This window comes from Haemophilus haemolyticus (assembly GCF_003490595.1).
Classification (GTDB): domain Bacteria; phylum Pseudomonadota; class Gammaproteobacteria; order Enterobacterales; family Pasteurellaceae; genus Haemophilus; species Haemophilus haemolyticus_L.
This window is the reverse complement of the sequence record NZ_QQGY01000005.1, coordinates 42,497-60,744: the sequence shown is the minus strand read 5'-3', so window position 1 is coordinate 60,744 and position 18,248 is coordinate 42,497. Positions and strand designations below refer to the sequence as shown.

Sequence of the window (18,248 nt, the reverse complement as noted above, 5' to 3'; positions counted from 1 at the left end):
CTAAATTTATTTAGCCATTTTTATCTTTAGCAGCTTTATAAAGCTCCATCGCTTCAGGTAATAAACGTTGTAAGTTTTCTTGACGAGACTGATCACTAGGATGAGTAGAAGCTAACACATCAAGAGCACCTCGAGAACCACCAGACGCTTTTGCCATTTTTTGCCACAATCCTGGCGCTACCTGTGGGTTGTATCCAGAACGAGCCATTAACATTAATCCCACTTCATCTGCTTCAGTTTCAGCGCTACGAGAATAAGGTTTGTCTAAAGCAAAATCTTTAGTAAGCGAAACCAAATCAGTCACATCCGTCCCAACTGCAATGGATAATGCAGTCCCTCCAATGGCCCCAACAATATTGCTAACGGTTCCAAAGTTAGTTTTAGCTTTACCATGCTCTTTTAATGCATGAGCCATTTCATGCCCCATTACCACCGCGATTTCGTTATCATTAAGTTGTAAAGTATCAACTAACCCAGTATAGAACGCCATTTTACCGCCCGGCATAGCCCAAGCATTCAATTCTTTTGACTTAATAACATTAATTTGCCAGTTAAATTGCTGTCCGGTTTCATTAGCTTGGTTTGCATAATTCACCATTTTATGGAACACATGGTGAATTCGTTTTGCAGTATTTGATGAAGTATCAATTGCACCCTGAGTACGAATTTTTCCCATTTCTTGAGCATAACTACTCGCAGCCTCTCGATTTATAGAAGCCGAATCAGCACAAGCTGTGATAAGTGAACTAGCTAATAGCGAAAAAGCAAAACTTTTAAGTTGTTTTTTCATAAGTGATCCTTTTTTGAACTGACGCAGATTATATGAATTTATTATTTTTTGTCGATATAAATATATTGCACTTTCCTTTTGCACTACTATAATAGTGCAAATTTATTTTAGAGGCATTTTATGACACAACAAAGATTACCTTCTCTCTTCGGTGGTGCGATGATCATCGCTGGTACAGCTATTGGTGCAGGCATGCTGGCTAACCCAACTTCAACAGCTGGTGTATGGTTTATTGGTTCAATTCTCGCTTTAATTTATACTTGGTTTTGTATGACAACATCAGGATTAATGATCCTAGAAGCTAATCTACATTATCCAACAGGTTCAAGTTTTGACACCATCGTTAAAGATTTATTAGGAAAAAGTTGGAATATTATCAATGGTCTTTCCGTTGCTTTCGTCTTGTATATTCTGACTTATGCCTACATCACCTCTGGCGGAGGCATTACACAAAATCTGCTCAACCAAGCATTCGGTTCTGCTGAAAGTGCGGTGGATATTGGAAGAACTTCAGGATCTTTAATTTTCTGCCTTATTCTTGCAGCCTTCGTGTGGCTTTCAACCAAAGCTGTGGACCGTTTCACAACCGTGTTAATTGTCGGGATGGTGGTCGCTTTTTTCCTTTCTACTACCGGTTTATTAAGCTCTGTAAAAACAGAAGTTTTATTCAATACTGTTGCTGAGGGTGAACAAACATATTTACCTTATTTATTCACCGCACTTCCAGTTTGCTTAGTGTCTTTTGGTTTCCATGGAAATGTGCCGAGCTTAGTAAAATATTACAACCGTGATGGTCGCCGAGTCATGAAATCAATCTTTATTGGTACGGGGTTAGCACTCGTAATTTATATTTTATGGCAACTTGCTGTGCAAGGTAATTTGCCACGCAACGAATTTGCTCCGGTAATTGAAAAAGGTGGCGATGTTTCCGCATTACTGGAGGCGTTACATAAATATATTGAAGTAGAATACCTTGCCGTCGCATTAAATTTCTTTGCTTATATGGCGATTGCCACATCATTCTTAGGCGTAACGTTAGGTTTATTTGACTATATTGCGGATCTGTTCAAATTTGACGACAGCTTGTTAGGACGAACAAAAACCACATTGGTGACATTTTTACCACCGCTATTATTAAGTTTACAATTCCCTTATGGTTTTGTGATTGCCATTGGTTATGCAGGATTAGCAGCAACCATTTGGGCTGCAATCGTACCTGCACTTCTTGCTAAAGCAAGCCGTCAAAAATTCCCAAATGCGACTTATAAAGTTTACGGTGGCAATTTTATGGTTGGCTTTGTGATCTTATTCGGTGTGTTAAACATTGTGGCACAAGTCGGCGCAAATTTAGGGTGGTTTGCCAATTTCACAGGATAAGTTTTACTCGATACAATGAAGGTGTATAACTGATTAACTCTCAAAAAGTTAGATTGTTAAATTAAGGACTGAGTTCTGTAACTCACAGGGCTTAGTCCTTTTATTTTACACTGAAAGTAATTTTTACTGTGTTACAGATCAAAATTGATCACTTGTTGTTTAAATGACGGAGGGATTTTACCATAAAAAATTTGCACCTTAATCAGTTGATTGTTTCGTTCAACTTTTGGGGTGCAAATCATACATGGGGCTTTGCCATCTAGAACGCTAATTCAAAGAGGCGTATTAAAAACTAAAACTTAGTTTTACTTCGGCAGTTTTTTGTTTCTCTGTTTGTTTCGCTTTTGTTAATCCGCCAATTAAACTTAATTTTACATTATAGTATTTAAATTTAAGGCCAGCATTGTATTGTTGTTGATTTTCAACGTTGTAAGCAAAATCATATCCATTTACATTAATTTTTCCGTTGCCTTGATTTACATCATATCGAGCAGACAAAATTGGTGTAATGGAAAACTCGCCTAAGTTATAGGTATAACTTAAATCAAGTTGAGCAAAGGTTGTTTTGACGGATATAGGGTTTACTCTAATGCGATCTTGACCTAATGCAAAATTAGAGCTTGATAAGTAGCCATAACGAATACCTACACTTGGTTTAATCCCAAAATTCCCTATGTTAAACGCTTTTCCAGCTATTAGGCCTATTTGTGTGGTATAACGATCAAATTTAGCATTATTATTGGTTTGTAGGTTGCTTTGGAACTTGCCGTAGCCTAAATCAATGCCCAAATACCAATGATTATCCGCATAATATTTAGAATAGAAATTAACTTGTGCTAGAGTATTTTTACTTGTTGCCTCATCAAGGCTGTTACTATTCCGAACATAAGTCAATATACCACCTAGTTGAATATTTCTCATCACAGATTTATCTAAGCCTAATTGGCTTCTTACACTTTGAGAACTAAAACGACGATATTGGCTTGAGGTATAATTTTCGTTCATCGAAGAATTAGATACCCAAACGCTATATTGCCCCTCATTATTCATTTCTAGTTGATTAATATGTTGAGAAATCGCTTTTCCAACATTTAATGCAACAAATTGTGCTTTTGCCATTGAGTCAGAAAGTACAGCATTGGTATTTTTACTAATGAGATCGCGTTGTTCATTCTGAGGTGATTTTTCAGCTTTACGAGCCTCTTCCGCTTGACGTGCTGCTTCTTCTGCTCTGCGCGCTTCTTCCGCTTGACGTGCTGCTTCTTCTGCTCTGCGCGCTTCCTCCGCTTGACGTGCGGCTTCTTCTGCTCTGCGCGCTTCCTCCGCTTGACGTGCGGCTTCTTCTACTCTGCGCGCTTCTTCCGCTTGACGTGCGGCTTCTTCTGCTCTGCGAGCTTCCTCCGCTTGACGTGCGGCTTCTTCTGCTCTGTGCGCTTCTTCCGCTTGACGAGCGGCTTCTTCTACTCTGCGAGCTTCCTCCGCTTGACGTGCGGCTTCTTCTGCTCTGCGCGCTTCCTCCGCTTGACGCGCTGCTTCTTCTACTCTGCGCGCTTCCTCCGCTTGACGAGCGGCTTCTTCTACTCTGCGCGCTTCTTCTACTCTGCGAGCTTCTTCCGCTTGACGTGCGGCTTCTTCTGCTCTGCGCGCTTCTTCCGCTTGACGCGCGGCTTCTTCTACTCTGCGAGCTTCTTCTGCTTGACGTGCGGCTTCTTCTGCTCTGCGCGCTTCTTCCGCTTGACGTGCGGCTTCTTCTGCTCTGCGCGCTTCTTCTGCTTGACGTGCGGCTTCTTCTGCTCTGCGCGCTTCTTCCGCTTGACGTGTGGCTTCCTCTGCTCTGCGAGCTTCCTCCGCTTGACGTGCGGCTTCTTCTGCTTTGCGAGCTTCTTCCGCTTGACGTGCGGCTTCTTCTGCTCTGCGAGTCTCTTCCGCTTGACGTGCAGCCTCGGCTAATGCTTGCGTGTCATCTTTTTTATAGGTAATCACATAAGCATTGATACCATTTGGTTTAATTGAATCTACAATTAAGCCTGTAAAAGATTTTTGATTCTTCGCAGTATTTTCATCAAATGAAGTTTTTAATACGACTGTTTCATCTAAAATATTTCCGTTAGGATCTTTATAAGTAAGCATCACAAATTGAGGTGCTTCAATTTTAGCTGAGTTGCCAATTTCTGTACGACTAAAATTAGGATCGTTTTGGTTTGAACTAGCCACATTTGGTGCCTTTGGCACAGGCGTATTTTGAGGTTCATCCGTTCGTTTAGCCAACTGTTTTGCTTTAATTTCTTCCTCAATTTTTGGATTATAAAGTCGCCATACTCCATCTTTTTCTTGAAGTGTATAACTGTAGGCACCTAAATCGACTTTTCCTCCATCTAGCGTTAAAGTTAAATTATTGTGTTGTGCTGTGGACGCATTAAATAATTCCAACGCATCGTATTTTGGTTCACCTGTTTTATTGCGAACGTGAAGGGTAAATTGACCGCTTGCGGATTGATTTACCACGACTTTATCGCCTTGTTGGCGGCTTAAATCGGTGAAATAATAAAATCTCCCTTGTCCTGAAAGATTATTTACGGTTAATTGGTTGTAAGCCGTTGTGGTTTCTAGGGCATTATTAGCATTGAGATGAATATCCCCCCCATTCATTACTAATTGGTTAACTTGGCTATTCCCGGTTAAATGCCATTGACTATTTGACTCAAAATGCACCGCACTTTGTTCTGTGCTGTGAATTGTACCGAATAGATTAGCTTTACCTAATGTAAATACAGAATTACCTGTTAAATTTACATCGCCGTGCATATTGGTAGGTGAAAAACTCTTTAATGCTTTATCAGATAATTGGTTATTAGTACAAGTTACATAGCCTGTATAGTCAGAACGTACACAAACTGTGTCGCCTGTTTTATAGCCAATATGCACTTTTGCATTATCAGAAGCTGTGATATTTGAAGTAATGCTTTCAACATTGCGACCTGAATAAAGTGAGGCATTGCCACTCACTTTCATTGAGGTTGCTTTAAAAGTGCGGTCAATCCAGTCATTTTCTACCACCACTTCATTATTTTCAGTAAAGTGTTGATCTTTTTCCGTTGAAGAAATATTAGCAATATCTCTTGCATGTGGTGTAGGTCTGCCAGAAAGGAATAATGTACCTTTTTCAACTTTTAATTCACCGTTAAGGTTTGTTCCGCCTGTCAATAAAAAGCGATTTTGATCGGTTTTACCGCTAAAAGTGATATTTAATTCACCATTTGTACCTTTACCATCATCTTCACCAAAGTAGCCATTAAAACCATTCATACGCTCATTGTTGATATGATTCATTACATTTATTTTGGCATCTGTTTCATTTTCACCCATATATAGCCAATCTTGATTACTTTCTTTTCCATTACAAGGCATTTCAGCGCGGAGGCTACCTGATTTTTTTAATGTGTAATATTTATAGCAATAATTACTGTAATAAAGGTTTTGTCCATATTTCGCAGTTCGATTAAGAAAAGGTTGTTCTACCTCTTCAGGTTGTGGGCGATATATAGTTATCTTACCTAGTTCAGTAATCAAACTATCCCCAGTAATAGTTACATTAGAGGCTTTACTGGTATTATGATTAACCAATCTTGCACCCTCATCAATATTTCTAATATGATCAAATTTAAGTGAATTACCGTTTAAATCTAATCGTCCCCCTCTAAATCCAAAGTAAATAGAGCTAGGATCTACTTGTTTTTCATCTGTGAGAACAACGGTTGGGCGACCGCTTACAATTCCAAGCATAGAGAAAGCTTTAACTTTTCCCGAAGAATCAGCCTCTTGTTTTAGGATAACTTTTCCATCCCCTACTTTAAGTTGCCCTTTGTTTTCTCCTTTTCCTTGTACAACTAAGGTACCTTCACCAATTTTAGCTAATCGATCATATTGAGGGTTATGCACTTTCCATACAACAGTATTTCCTTTTTCGACAGATACACCAGCTCCTTTCCAAGTAGTATTATCTGAAGCGCCTTTAACTTCATAATCACCTTCAAAAAATAATCCGCCAGCACCTTGATTGATATTGCCATTTAAGGTAAGAGTACCACTTCCTCTAAGAGTCACACTTTTTCCGTGATTGTTCTTCTTAGAGTCAGTATCCTGACTACTATCGAATAAATCAACATTTAGAGATTCAGAACCATTAGAAATAACGCTTGTTTTGCCAGTAGGATTCCAATTGTATTGTGTGTTAGCACCACTTAAAGAACCTGCATCGTATTTGTTAAGAACGGTTGTAGCAAATTCAGGCTTATAAATATTCCATTCTTGCCAAGATTTTTTCTTATAACCACCCCAGAAATCATAAGCCCCAAGGAAAAGCCATTTCTTTTTAGCTTTATCATAAACAAATAACGGTGAGCCACTATCGCCTAAAACAGCGTAATTAGTAAGCGGTTTGCGAGATAATATCTCTTTTGGATCGTTATGATCTTCGGTTGAATCACCAAATCCAACGAGTCCATCGTCTGTGTGATTCACTTTATAAGGCGTACCTGCAATGCCATAGGTATAGGCATCGCCAACTAATTTGAGGTTGTAGCCACCTACATCATGCTTCTTGCCTTCTTCACCCAACCATAGTTCATAGCGTGTTCCATTTTCATAAATAAATTGACTACCACTTCCAAGTCTTACAAAAGCAGAATATTTATCGGCGTTGTTATATTCGCCCTTATTGCTACTTTCGGTTGATGGCTCAATAGGAGCGACTTCGGTCACAAATTTATCAAGGCGTGGCATATAGTAGTCTTCACGACGTTTTTGCTCATCTTTTGCACTAGGAGTAGATGGAAAATCATTTCTATTAACTGTCAAGTATCTATTTTCTTCTGATGATACGTCTCGATGTTGAATGGAGTTTCCATACTTTCTCTCTCCATTTAAATTCCCAAAATGAAGTTCATCCACATTACCACCAACGTGTTTCACACCTACTACATATTGTGGATTCACCAACGTGGCAATTCGTTTATCTACATCTACCACACTAAAATCAATCATCGGAATACCGTTAGGTAAGGCAGTGCCCAAATCTTTATTATTTTTACCCTTTACCAGCACATTTGTTGCCCCCACAGAGAACATTCCTTTGTTTTCTGCAAAATCACGGAATATTTGATAATCCACATCGTCTCTAACTAATGCGGCTTCTGTATAAGGGGTTAGCGCATAGGCGACAGTTAGGGCAATAAAGTTAAGTTTGAATTTTTTATTTAGCATGTTGGCTGTCCTTATAAATTGATTTTAAAAAGTAGATTTGATAGGACACAGTTTTTATATAAAGCTATGAGGTGATTCAAATCTTGGTGATATGTTGTGGTGTTAATTTGCCAGTTTTATTTTAGGGGCGTTATTTACCATAAATTGTTCAAAAAGTGAATTATATTCACCAATAAATTACTGGCTAATGACAATTATGTCTAACTTTTAAAAATTCAATTATTTTTCACCGCACTTTGGGAGCTAATCTAAGGTTTTAATGATTCCATTATCGACTGAAAACATTTTTCTGTTTTCGACTTGCATCTCTTTTAATTGTTCTTGAGTAATGGTTGTAACAAACACTTGTGAGCCACTTTGTTGTAATCGTTCTGCCAACAGTGCTCGCTTATATTGATCCAATTCCGATGCAAAATCATCGATCAAAAAAATACAATGGCGTTGTTTTTCTTTCATTAAATGCTCGCCTTGAGCCAATCTTAATGCGCACATTAAAAGTTTAAGCTGTCCACGAGAAAGCACATCTTCCACTGGCAACCCTTGTGCTTTGAAACGAAAATCAGCTTTTTGAGGGCCAGAAAATGTGTAATTTAAGGCACGATCTCGTTCAAAATTTTGCTCAAGAATCTCAGCGTAATCCGTATTTTTTTCCCATCCTTGATGAAAGCTGACATTAATTTCTAATTCAGATAGGAAAAGTTGGCAAGTTTGCTCGATTTCAGGGCGTAGCGCTTCTGCATATTCGGCACGCCATTGACTCACTTGATGAGCGAGTTTGGCAAGCTCGACATCCCAAACTTTAATAGCGGAGTAGGGCTGATTTTGTGCAAGTGCTGCATTTCTTTGTTTGAGTAATCGATTAAGGTTGCTCCAAGCCGCATAAAAACTTGTTTGATGGTGAAAAAGTCCCCAATCCAAAAATGCTCGGCGATAACTTGGCCCCCCATTCAGTAAGGTTAAGCCTTCTGGGGTGATTAATTGCATTGGCAAAAGATGAGCAAGATCGGAAATTTTATTGCCATCTTCTCCGTTAATTTTTACTAACGTGTTGCCTTGACGAAGTTTTTGTAATCCCACAGACCATTGATGTTGGCTTTCTTGGATTTGTCCAAATAAGGTAAAGTGAGGTTCGTCGTAAGAAATGATGCGATTTGTTACCGCACTTTTGAATGAGCGTCCGTGACCAAGATAAAAAATGGCTTCTAATAAGCTTGTTTTCCCGCTGCCATTGTTGCCGACCAAAAAGTTAAAGCCGGGATCAAAATCAAGATCCACGGCTGTTAAGTTACGAAATTTTTCGACCAGTAAACGCGAAATCGCCATATTATAAACGCATTGGCATAATTACATATTCGCTACTGCTGTCTTCGCAGTTTTCAATTAAGCAACTAGAAGAGGCATCAGTTAAGCGCATGCGAACTTGATTGCATTTAAGCGCATTTAGCACATCAAGAATATAGGTGACATTAAAGCCCACTTCTAATTCTTCGCCATTGTAATTGACATCAACGATTTCTTCCGCTTCTTCATGCTCGGTGTTAGAGGCTGTAATTTTTAGTTGGTTTTCGCTTAAGTTTAAACGCACACTACGCACGCGCTCATTCGATAAGATTGACGCGCGTACAAAGGCTTGTTTAAGAATTTCCCAGCTGCCTTCGACAATTTTCGTTGCATTACGAGGCAACACTCGGCGATAGTCAGGGAAACGACCATCAATTAATTTTGATGTAAATACAATGTTTTTTAAATGGATACGTAAATTGTTGGTGCCGATTTGTAAACGTGCTGGTTCATCGCTTGTTTCTAATAAACGAACCAATTCTAACACGCCTTTACGCGGTAAAATCACAGAATGATTTTGTAATTCTTGTTCAAGCGAGATGGTGCACACCGCAAGTCTATGGCCATCTGTTGCCACAGTACGCAATAAATTGCCTTCTGTTTCAAACTTCATACCATTTAAGAAATAGCGCGCATCTTGGTTTGCCATGGAAAATTGAGTGGCTTCAATTAAACGGCGAAAGGTATTTTGCGGTAATTCAAAATCTACTTCAGACTGCCAATCCGTGAGGTTGGGATATTCTTCTGCTGGTTGAGTTGTTAGTGTAAACCGGCTACGTCCAGACTGCACTAATGCACGGTATTCTTCAAAAGTAACCGTGATTTCTGAATCATCAGATAAAGTGCGGCAAATATCTAAGAATTTTTTTGCTGGAATCGTAAAAGTGCCATTTTCAGAGGACGATGAAAGCTGAGTTTGACTAGAGAGTTCGACTTCCAAATCTGTGCCCGTGATAGTCAATCGATTATCTTCAATTTGCAACAGGACGTTGTTTAATACTGGAATATTTGGGCGACTACTCAATACGCCACATACTTGTTGCAACGGTTTTAATAAATTTTCTCTTGAAATACTAAATTGCATTGCGTTCTCCTTTTATGCGGACAAAGTGCGGATCAAATTCGCCCAATCTTCTTGAATGCTATTGTCTTGCTCGCGGAATTTTGGTACTTCGCGGCAAGCGTTTAATACGGTAGTGTGATCACGATCAAAGGCGCGACCGATTTCAGGCAAACTGCGGTTTGTTAATTCTTTTGCTAATGCCATGGCAATTTGGCGAGGACGAGTCACTGAACGTGCACGACTTTTTGATTTTAAATCTGAAACCTTAATTCGATAATATTCAGCCACCACTTTTTGAATATTTTCAATGGTAACCAAGCGTTCTTGTAGAGCCAAAATATCTTTCAAGGTATCACGCACGAAATCAATATCAATGTCACCGCCTTTGAAGTCTTGCATTGCTTTTACTCGATTTAACGCCCCTTCGAGTTCACGCACGTTGGTACGCAAGCGTTGAGCAATGAAGAAAGCAACTTCTTCTGGCAAGTTCATATTATGTTCTTCCGCCTTTTTCAATAAAATTGCTACACGCGTTTCAAGATCGGGCGGCTCAATGGCTGTTGTTAAGCCCCAGCCAAAACGTGATTTTAAACGTTCTTCAATTTTTTCAATTTCTTTAGGGTAACGATCTGACGTTAAGATAATTTGGCGACCAGTCTCAAATAAGTTATTGAATATATGGAAGAATTCTTCTTGAGTTTTTTCTTTTTCAGCGAAAAATTGAATGTCATCCACTAAAAGCGCATCGAGAGAACGATAGAATTTTTTGAACTGATCCATTTTATTATCACGCACTGCTTTTACCATATGTTGCATAAAGTTATTTGCGTGAATATAAAGCACACGGGCATTCGGTTTATTGGCTAAAATGCCGTTGCCAATGGCGTGTAACAAGTGGGTTTTACCTAAACCTGTACCGCCATATAAAAAGAAAGGATTGGCCGAAGGTTCGCCTGGAGCTTGAGCAAGTTTTTGACCGACTGCGCGTGCGAGTTGGTTCGATTTACCTTCAACAAAGTTATCAAATAAGTGTTTAGTATTGAGATGCGATTCAAATTTTACTGAAGCACTAGATTCAGCTTGAAAATCTACCGCACTTTCTGTTTTAGGATTGCCACTTGGTGCACTTTCTACTACTTTAGGTGCAGGCTTGACCCCTTCTTTTAATGAAATGCGAAGTTCAGGATTTTGTGCAAGTGTTTGACAAATTTGCTGGATTTGTGCGAGATAATGAGTTTCCACCCAACCTTTCACAAACATATTAGAAGCATATAAAACAATGTGATTATCCGCCACCACATCAGCCTGTAAAGGACGAAGCCAAGTGCTAAGATCGCTGGCTGAAACTTGATCTTGAAGTTGTAACAGGCAACTTTGCCAAAGATTTGAGAGATTCACAAAAGGATCCTTGTTGTTTTTGTAATAGAGAAAAGTGCGGTAAAAATTGGTGGAGATTTTACAATAAATGCGTGGAAAAATCTTCTAAAAAATCGGCTTGAGATTTATACAAAAATCCGTATAATCCCCCCGATTTTGGAAGTCCGAGAGTTTTTCCCGAAAAATTTCCGTTTCTTATTTGACGAACGCGTATTTTATGATTAGAATTGCGCTCTATTTTTATTAACTCATAATCTGGATTTAGGTAGATTACAATGAAACGTACATTTCAACCTTCTGTATTAAAACGTAGTCGTACTCACGGTTTCCGTGCTCGTATGGCAACTAAAAATGGCCGTCAAGTTTTAGCGCGTCGTCGTGCTAAAGGTCGTAAAAGTTTATCTGCATAATCACCGTTCTTAGTGGTTAAGCTGAACTTTTCAAGGGAGTTACGTTTGTTAACTCCCGTTCAATTCAAAAATGTCTTCGAACAACCGTTCAGAGGTAGCACTCCAGAAATAACCATCCTTGCCAGAAAAAATAATCTTGAGCATCCTCGCTTAGGTTTGACTGTCGCTAAAAAACATTTAAAACGAGCCCATGATCGTAATCGTATTAAACGCTTAGTGCGAGAAAGCTTTCGTTTATCGCAACATCGTTTACCCGCATGTGATTTTGTTTTTGTTGCAAAAGGTGGTATTGGTAAGCTTGATAATAGCTCTTTTGTGCAAATCTTAGAAAAATTATGGCAACGACACATTCGTTTGGTGCAAAAATCTTAATTGGATTTATTCGTTTCTATCAAGTTGTTATTAGTCCTCTTATCGGACCGCGTTGTCGGTTTGTGCCTACTTGTTCTTGCTATGGCATTGAAGCGTTAAAAACACATGGATTGTTAAAAGGTAGTTGGCTTACTCTAAAACGTGTATTAAAATGTCACCCCTTGAACGCTGGTGGATTCGATCCTGTTCCACCTAAAATCAATAATAACGATGAGAAAAAATAATGGACTCAAGACGTAGCCTATTAGTGTTAGCGCTAATTTTTATTTCTTTCCTTGTTTATCAGCAATGGCAGTTGGATAAAAATCCACAGGTGCCAACTGAGCAAACAACTTCAATGACTGCCAATTCTGATGTTCCGGCAAGTTCTCCTTCTTCTAATTCACAAGTCGTAGCAGATTCTCAAACTCATGGCCGTATTATTACCCTTGAAAACGATGTATTCCGTTTGAAAGTTGATACTTTAGGCGGTGATGTAATTAGTTCTGAATTATTAAAATATGATGCTGAATTGGATTCCAAAACACCATTTGAGTTATTAAAAGACACCAAAGAACATGTGTATATTGCACAAAGTGGTTTAATTGGTAAAAACGGTATCGATACTCGTTCTGGTCGTGCGCAATATCAAATTGAAGGTGATAATTTTAAATTAGCAGATGGTCAAGCGTCTCTTTCTGTTCCTCTTCTCTTTGAAAAAGATGGTGTGACTTATCAAAAAATCTTCGTATTAAAACGTGGTAGCTATGATTTAGGCGTAGATTACAAGATTGATAACCAAAGTGGTCAAGCTATTGAAGTTGAGCCTTATGGTCAATTAAAACATTCTATTGTTGAAAGCTCTGGTAATGTCGCAATGCCAACTTATACTGGTGGCGCATATTCTTCTTCAGAAACTAACTATAAAAAATATAGTTTTGGTGACATGAAGGATAATAATCTTTCTATTGATACTAAAGCTGGTTGGGTTGCAGTATTACAACATTATTTCGTATCTGCTTGGATTCCTAATCAAGATGTAAATAATCAACTTTACACAATTACAGATACTAAAAATAATGTTGCTTCAATCGGTTATCGTGGCCCAGTTGTCACTATTCCTGCTGGTGGCCAAGAGACGATTACAAGTTCATTATGGACTGGCCCTAAACTTCAAAATCAAATGGCTACTGTGGCAAATCACTTAGATTTAACCGTTGATTACGGTTGGGCTTGGTTTATTGCTAAACCGTTATTCTGGTTATTAACCTTTATTCAAGGGATTGTATCTAACTGGGGTTTAGCGATTATCTGTGTAACAATCGTTGTGAAAGCAATTTTGTATCCACTTACGAAAGCACAATATACATCAATGGCTAAAATGCGTATGTTGCAACCTAAAATGCAAGAAATGCGTGAACGTTTTGGTGATGATCGTCAACGTATGAGCCAAGAAATGATGAAACTTTACAAAGAAGAAAAAGTAAATCCACTCGGTGGTTGTTTACCAATTCTTCTTCAAATGCCAATCTTCATCGCATTATATTGGACATTTATGGAAGCTGTTGAATTACGCCATGCTCCATTCTTTGGTTGGATTCAAGATTTATCAGCACAAGATCCCTATTATATTTTCCCTATTTTAATGGGTATCTCAATGTTCTTGTTGCAAAAAATGTCGCCAACGCCAGTGGCTGATCCAATGCAGCAAAAAGTGATGAACTTTATGCCATTAGTCTTTATGTTCTTCTTCTTATGGTTTCCTGCTGGTTTAGTGTTGTACTGGTTAGTTTCTAACTTAATTACAATTGCACAACAGCAATTAATTTATCGAGGGTTAGAGAAAAAAGGGTTACATTCCCGTAAGAAATAGTCACTAACTGGCAAAAAGAAAGGCACGAATAGTGCCTTTCTTTATTTTGCTGTCGTGGGTAAGTATACCCACGGTTAATTATAGTTATAATAGTTCCCCTTTGGGGAACGTCAAGCGCTACCCCAAAGGGGTAGCACTGCAATGAACCTAGGGTATACTTACCCTAGGTAATAGCACTTGCCCTAGGCAATCAACCGTGGGTAAGTATACCCACGGTTAATTATAGTGATAGTAGTTCCCCTTTAGGGAACATCAAGCTCTACCCCAAAGGGGTAGTACTGGGATGAATCTAGGGTATACCTACCCTAGGTAATAGCACTTGCCCTAGGTAATCAACCGTGGGTAGGTATACCCACGGTTAATTATAGTGATAGTAGTTCCCCTTTAGGGAACATCAAGCTCTACCCCAAAGGGGTAGCACTGGGATGAACCTAGGGTATACCTACCCTAGGAAACATATCTACCCCCAGACAATAATAGGTTTTATATGAAAGAAACAATCGTTGCTCAAGCTACTGCGCCAGGTCGTGGTGGTATTGGGATTTTAAGAGTCTCTGGGCCTTTAGCAACAGAAGTTGCACAAGCGGTGTTGGGGAAATGTCCTAAGCCAAGAATGGCTGATTATCTCCCTTTTAAGGATGCGGATGACACTGTTTTAGATCAAGGGATTGCTCTTTACTTCAAATCACCAAATTCATTTACTGGTGAGGATGTTCTGGAATTGCAAGGCCACGGTGGGCAGGTTGTATTAGATTTATTACTCAAACGTATTTTGCAAATTGACGGAATCCGTTTGGCGAGACCGGGTGAGTTTTCTGAACAAGCTTTTTTGAATGATAAATTGGATCTTGCTCAAGCGGAAGCGATTGCGGATTTAATTGATGCAACATCAGAACAAGCAGCACGCTCAGCATTAAAATCTTTGCAAGGTGAATTTTCGAAGAAAGTAAATGAATTAGTTAATTCTGTTATTTACTTACGCACCTATGTAGAAGCGAGCATTGATTTTCCTGATGAAGAAATTGATTTCTTGGCGGATGGAAAAATTGAAGCAAACTTACGCGGTATTATTAATCAGTTAGAAGATGTTCGCTCTGAAGCTAAACAAGGTTCTATTTTACGTGAAGGTATGAAAGTAGTGATCGCTGGTCGTCCGAATGCAGGCAAATCGAGCTTGCTTAATGCGCTTGCTGGTCGCGAAGCGGCTATCGTTACAGATATTGCGGGTACAACGCGTGATGTACTGCGTGAGCATATTCATATCGACGGCATGCCATTGCATATTATTGATACCGCGGGTCTTCGGGATGCAACCGATGAAGTCGAGCGCATTGGCATTTCTCGCGCATGGACGGAAATTGAACAAGCCGATCGTATTATTTTGATGTTAGATAGTAGCGATCCTGAAAGTGCAGATTTAAGCAAAGTGCGGTCAGAATTTTTAGCAAAATTACCCACAACGTTGCCTGTCACTATTGTTCGAAACAAAATTGATTTAAATGGCGAACAAGCAAGTGAAAGCGAAGAGACCGGTTATCAAATAATTAGTCTTTCCGCTCAAACGCATGATGGTGTACAACTTTTACGTGAACATTTGAAACAAGCAATGGGTTTCCAAACAAGCATGGAAGGAGGCTTTTTAGCTCGTCGTCGGCATTTAGATGCACTTGAGAAAGCCGCAGATCATTTGCAAATCGGTTTGGTTCAACTTACAGAATTTCATGCAGGAGAACTTTTAGCGGAAGAATTACGCTTAGTACAGGCTCACTTGAGTGAAATTACAGGCGAATTCACATCAGATGACTTGCTAGGTAATATTTTTAGCTCTTTCTGTATTGGAAAATAATTTCTAAATTATGAGCTTTTATACATTTTGTATTATTGCACTGGGCTTATCAATGGATGCTTTTGCTGTATCCATTTCTAAAGGTGCTGCATTAAGATCTTTTCGTTGCAAACACGCTCTTTATATTTCTCTCTGTTTTGGGTTTTTCCAAGGTATCATGCCTGCAATAGGTTTTTTTGTAGGCTTGCAATTCAGTTCAATGATTCAAGATTGGGATCATTGGATTGGTTTTGTTTTACTTGCATTAATTGGCATTAATATGGTGCGTGAGGGATTAAATGCTGATTCCGAAGCAAGTGTAGAGCCATCTATAAATTTGAAACGTTTATTGACTTTGGGTTTAGCTACGAGTGTGGATGCCTTAGCAATTGGCATATCTTTTGCTTTTCTTTCTGTCGATATTTTTTCGGCTATGGTAATTATTGCACTGACTACTTTTATCGTTTCATTATTCGGCGTAAAGAGCGGTCATTTTCTTGGGCAAAAATTTAGATCAAAAGCGGAGATTTTTGGTGGAATAGTGCTGATTGGAATTGGTATTAGCTTGCTTTATGAGCACGGTGTTTTCACTTTTTAAGATGCTAATTTTCTACGTTTAGATTATAATCGGGGAAAATTTTATGTTTATAACAAGGGTTATAGAATGTTAATTGAAAAAATGCACAATTTATCAAATTCAAAGGCAGCTAAGTTTATTTTGGGTTTGATTACTTTATCGTTTTTAGTCGGCGGTATGTCTGGCTATCTTTTTAGTTCAAATGATACTTATGCTGCAAAAGTTAATGGTGAAGTGATTTCGCAACAAGATTTTTTAAATCGCTACAACCAAGAATTTGAGGCTCGTGCACAACGCGAAGGCGAAGCATTTATGGCTCAGTCAGATTCTCCTGAATTTGTTACCGCACTTCGTCAAAGCACCATCAATCGAATGATTGATCAAGAATTGCTTCGTCAATATGCGAAAGAATTAAAATTAGGCGTCAGTGATGAAATGATTAAACGAGCAATCGTGACAGATCCTAATTTTCAAGTTAATGGCAAATTTGATAACTCTGTTTATCAACAAGTATTACAACAAAATCGTTTAAGTTCAGATGGTTATGCGGCTATTTTGCGTGGCGCATTGACTCTTGAACAAATGCAAAGTGGTGTTGCTAACAGTGAGTTTATCGTGCCTGTTCAGGCAAAAAATACCGCAGAAGTTTTCTTCCAAAAACGTTCAGCGCGCTTAGCGACGTTATCTCTTGCGGATGAAATGGCAAAGCAATCGGTATCCGATGATGAAATTAAAGCTTATTACGAAGCTAATCAAAAATCTTTTGTTCAGCCAGAACAAGTGAAGGTTCAATATATTGATCTCTCAGGTAGCCAAATCGAAAAAGGTATCGAAGTTAAAGATGTAGAAATTGCGCAATATTATCAAGATAATAAAGCTCAATTTATGACTCAGCGTTTAGCACATATTCAATTTGCAAATGAGCAAGATGCTAAGTCTGCTTACGATGAATTACAAAAAGGTGCAAATTTCGCTGATGTAGCTAAAGCTAAATCTTTAGATAAAGTTTCTGGTGAGAATGGTGGTGATTTGGGTTGGGTAAATGCGAATGAATTACCAAAAGCCTTTGAAGATGCCGCAGCTGCGTTGCAGGTTGGGCAATATAGCCAACCAATCAATGTGGATGGCAATTACCATATTGTTTTAGTGCAAGAACGTAAAGCTCAAACTTTAGATGAAGTGAAAGCACAGGTTGCTGATTTAGTGCGTAAATCCTTATTAGAAAATCGTTATTATGCAATTGAAAAGCAAGTGCGTGATAAGGCTTTTGAGGATAGCAAATCACTGAATACCGCGGCACAAGTTGCAGGTGTTAAAGTTCAAGAGAGCGGTTATTTTTCTCGTCAAAATGTACCTGCAGAATTAAATTTCCCTAATGTAATTTCTGCCGTTTTTGAATCTGATATTGCCAATGGTGGCGCTAATTCAGAGCCTTTGAATGTCGGCGATTATCACGCTATTGTAGTGCGAGTGTTAGATCATAAACCTGAAGGTGTGAGAACATTGGAAGATGCGAAAGCAGATATTGAAATGTTCTTAAAACGCCAGAAGGCTGAAAATGTTCTTAACGAAAAAGCACAACAAGCGGTGAAAGCATTAAGCGAAAATGCTGAATCGAAAGTGGATGGAATTAATTTCTCAAGTGAGCAAATTTTTACTTTAAGTGAAAATAAAGATCCAATTTTAACAAATGGCGTATTCTCAATTGCTAAACCAGCATCAGGTAAAACGATTTACCAAGTGGCTCGTAATGAGAAAGGCGATGTGATTATTATTGCTTTAAATAAAGTAGAAGACGGCGTACTTAACGATAAAGAATTAAGTCAATTTAGTGCTCAATTATTACGTACAAGTCAGGCAGAAGTTCAAGCTCAATTAATGCAAGGATTGCGTGAGAGAGCTAAAATTGAAGTAAATGATTCTTTCATCAATCAAGATGATGAAGCACAGCAATAATTGATTAAATTGCAATCTCAGATAAATTTTGATAAAAAGTGCGGTA

Annotated in this window: 13 protein-coding genes; 8 read left to right on the top strand and 5 right to left on the bottom strand. The window is 38.7% G+C overall.

The genetic code is table 11. The features are described from left to right. Positions 1 to 10: 10 nt before the first annotated feature. Positions 11 to 790 carry a M48 family metallopeptidase gene (locus tag DV415_RS04895; protein ID WP_118789849.1) on the bottom strand — a complete coding sequence of 260 codons (780 nt, stop codon included), beginning with the start codon at positions 788 to 790 and terminating at the stop codon, positions 11 to 13. 120 nt (positions 791 to 910) lie between these two features. Here DV415_RS04895 and mtr point away from each other — a divergent pair, with 120 nt between their 5' ends. Further along, a complete protein-coding gene (gene mtr / locus DV415_RS04890) occupies positions 911 to 2,167 on the top strand; it encodes a tryptophan permease (protein WP_118789848.1) in 1,257 nt (418 codons plus the stop codon). Between the two features lie 285 nt (positions 2,168 to 2,452). Here the strand turns inward: mtr and DV415_RS04885 are convergent, their stop codons facing one another. The 4 genes from DV415_RS04885 to dnaA all read right to left on the bottom strand — a co-directional run bounded on the left by DV415_RS04885 (position 2,453) and on the right by dnaA (position 11,231). Beyond that, a complete protein-coding gene (locus tag DV415_RS04885) occupies positions 2,453 to 7,429 on the bottom strand; it encodes a S6 family peptidase (RefSeq protein ID WP_118789847.1) in 4,977 nt (1,658 codons plus the stop codon). A 243-nt stretch (positions 7,430 to 7,672) separates the two neighbouring features. Further along, a complete protein-coding gene (gene recF / locus DV415_RS04880) occupies positions 7,673 to 8,752 on the bottom strand; it encodes a DNA replication/repair protein RecF (RefSeq protein WP_118789846.1) in 1,080 nt (359 codons plus the stop codon). 1 nt (position 8,753) lies between these two features. Then, complete coding sequence (dnaN, locus tag DV415_RS04875) at positions 8,754 to 9,854, bottom strand: DNA polymerase III subunit beta (RefSeq protein WP_118789845.1); 1,101 nt, start codon at positions 9,852 to 9,854, stop codon at positions 8,754 to 8,756. Positions 9,855 to 9,866: 12 nt separating this feature from the next. Continuing rightward, complete coding sequence (gene dnaA, locus DV415_RS04870) at positions 9,867 to 11,231, bottom strand: chromosomal replication initiator protein DnaA (RefSeq protein WP_005645860.1); 1,365 nt, start codon at positions 11,229 to 11,231, stop codon at positions 9,867 to 9,869. A gap of 254 nt (positions 11,232 to 11,485) precedes the next feature. Here dnaA and rpmH point away from each other — a divergent pair, with 254 nt between their 5' ends. From rpmH to ppiD, 7 genes are all read left to right on the top strand, one after another. Next, positions 11,486 to 11,620 (top strand): 50S ribosomal protein L34, encoded by a 135-nt coding sequence (gene rpmH / locus DV415_RS04865; protein ID WP_005539760.1) that lies wholly within the window; start codon positions 11,486 to 11,488, stop codon positions 11,618 to 11,620. A 12-nt stretch (positions 11,621 to 11,632) separates the two neighbouring features. Beyond that, on the top strand, positions 11,633 to 11,992 hold the full coding sequence (gene rnpA, locus DV415_RS04860; protein WP_118789844.1) for a ribonuclease P protein component: 360 nt from the start codon (positions 11,633 to 11,635) through the stop codon (positions 11,990 to 11,992). Next, complete coding sequence (gene yidD, locus DV415_RS04855) at positions 11,956 to 12,216, top strand: membrane protein insertion efficiency factor YidD (protein ID WP_005627402.1); 261 nt, start codon at positions 11,956 to 11,958, stop codon at positions 12,214 to 12,216. Before rnpA ends, yidD begins: the two co-directional genes overlap by 37 nt. Then, positions 12,216 to 13,844 (top strand): membrane protein insertase YidC, encoded by a 1,629-nt coding sequence (yidC, locus tag DV415_RS04850; RefSeq protein WP_106013506.1) that lies wholly within the window; start codon positions 12,216 to 12,218, stop codon positions 13,842 to 13,844. Before yidD ends, yidC begins: the two co-directional genes overlap by 1 nt. A 487-nt stretch (positions 13,845 to 14,331) precedes the next feature. Next, positions 14,332 to 15,690 carry a tRNA uridine-5-carboxymethylaminomethyl(34) synthesis GTPase MnmE gene (mnmE, locus tag DV415_RS04845; protein ID WP_118789843.1) on the top strand — a complete coding sequence of 453 codons (1,359 nt, stop codon included), beginning with the start codon at positions 14,332 to 14,334 and terminating at the stop codon, positions 15,688 to 15,690. A 10-nt stretch (positions 15,691 to 15,700) separates the two neighbouring features. Continuing rightward, positions 15,701 to 16,267, top strand: a complete 567-nt coding sequence (locus DV415_RS04840; RefSeq protein WP_118789842.1) for a manganese efflux pump MntP — start codon at positions 15,701 to 15,703, stop codon at positions 16,265 to 16,267. A gap of 66 nt (positions 16,268 to 16,333) precedes the next feature. Then, positions 16,334 to 18,202 (top strand): peptidylprolyl isomerase, encoded by a 1,869-nt coding sequence (gene ppiD, locus DV415_RS04835; RefSeq protein ID WP_118789841.1) that lies wholly within the window; start codon positions 16,334 to 16,336, stop codon positions 18,200 to 18,202. Positions 18,203 to 18,248: the final 46 nt, after the last annotated feature.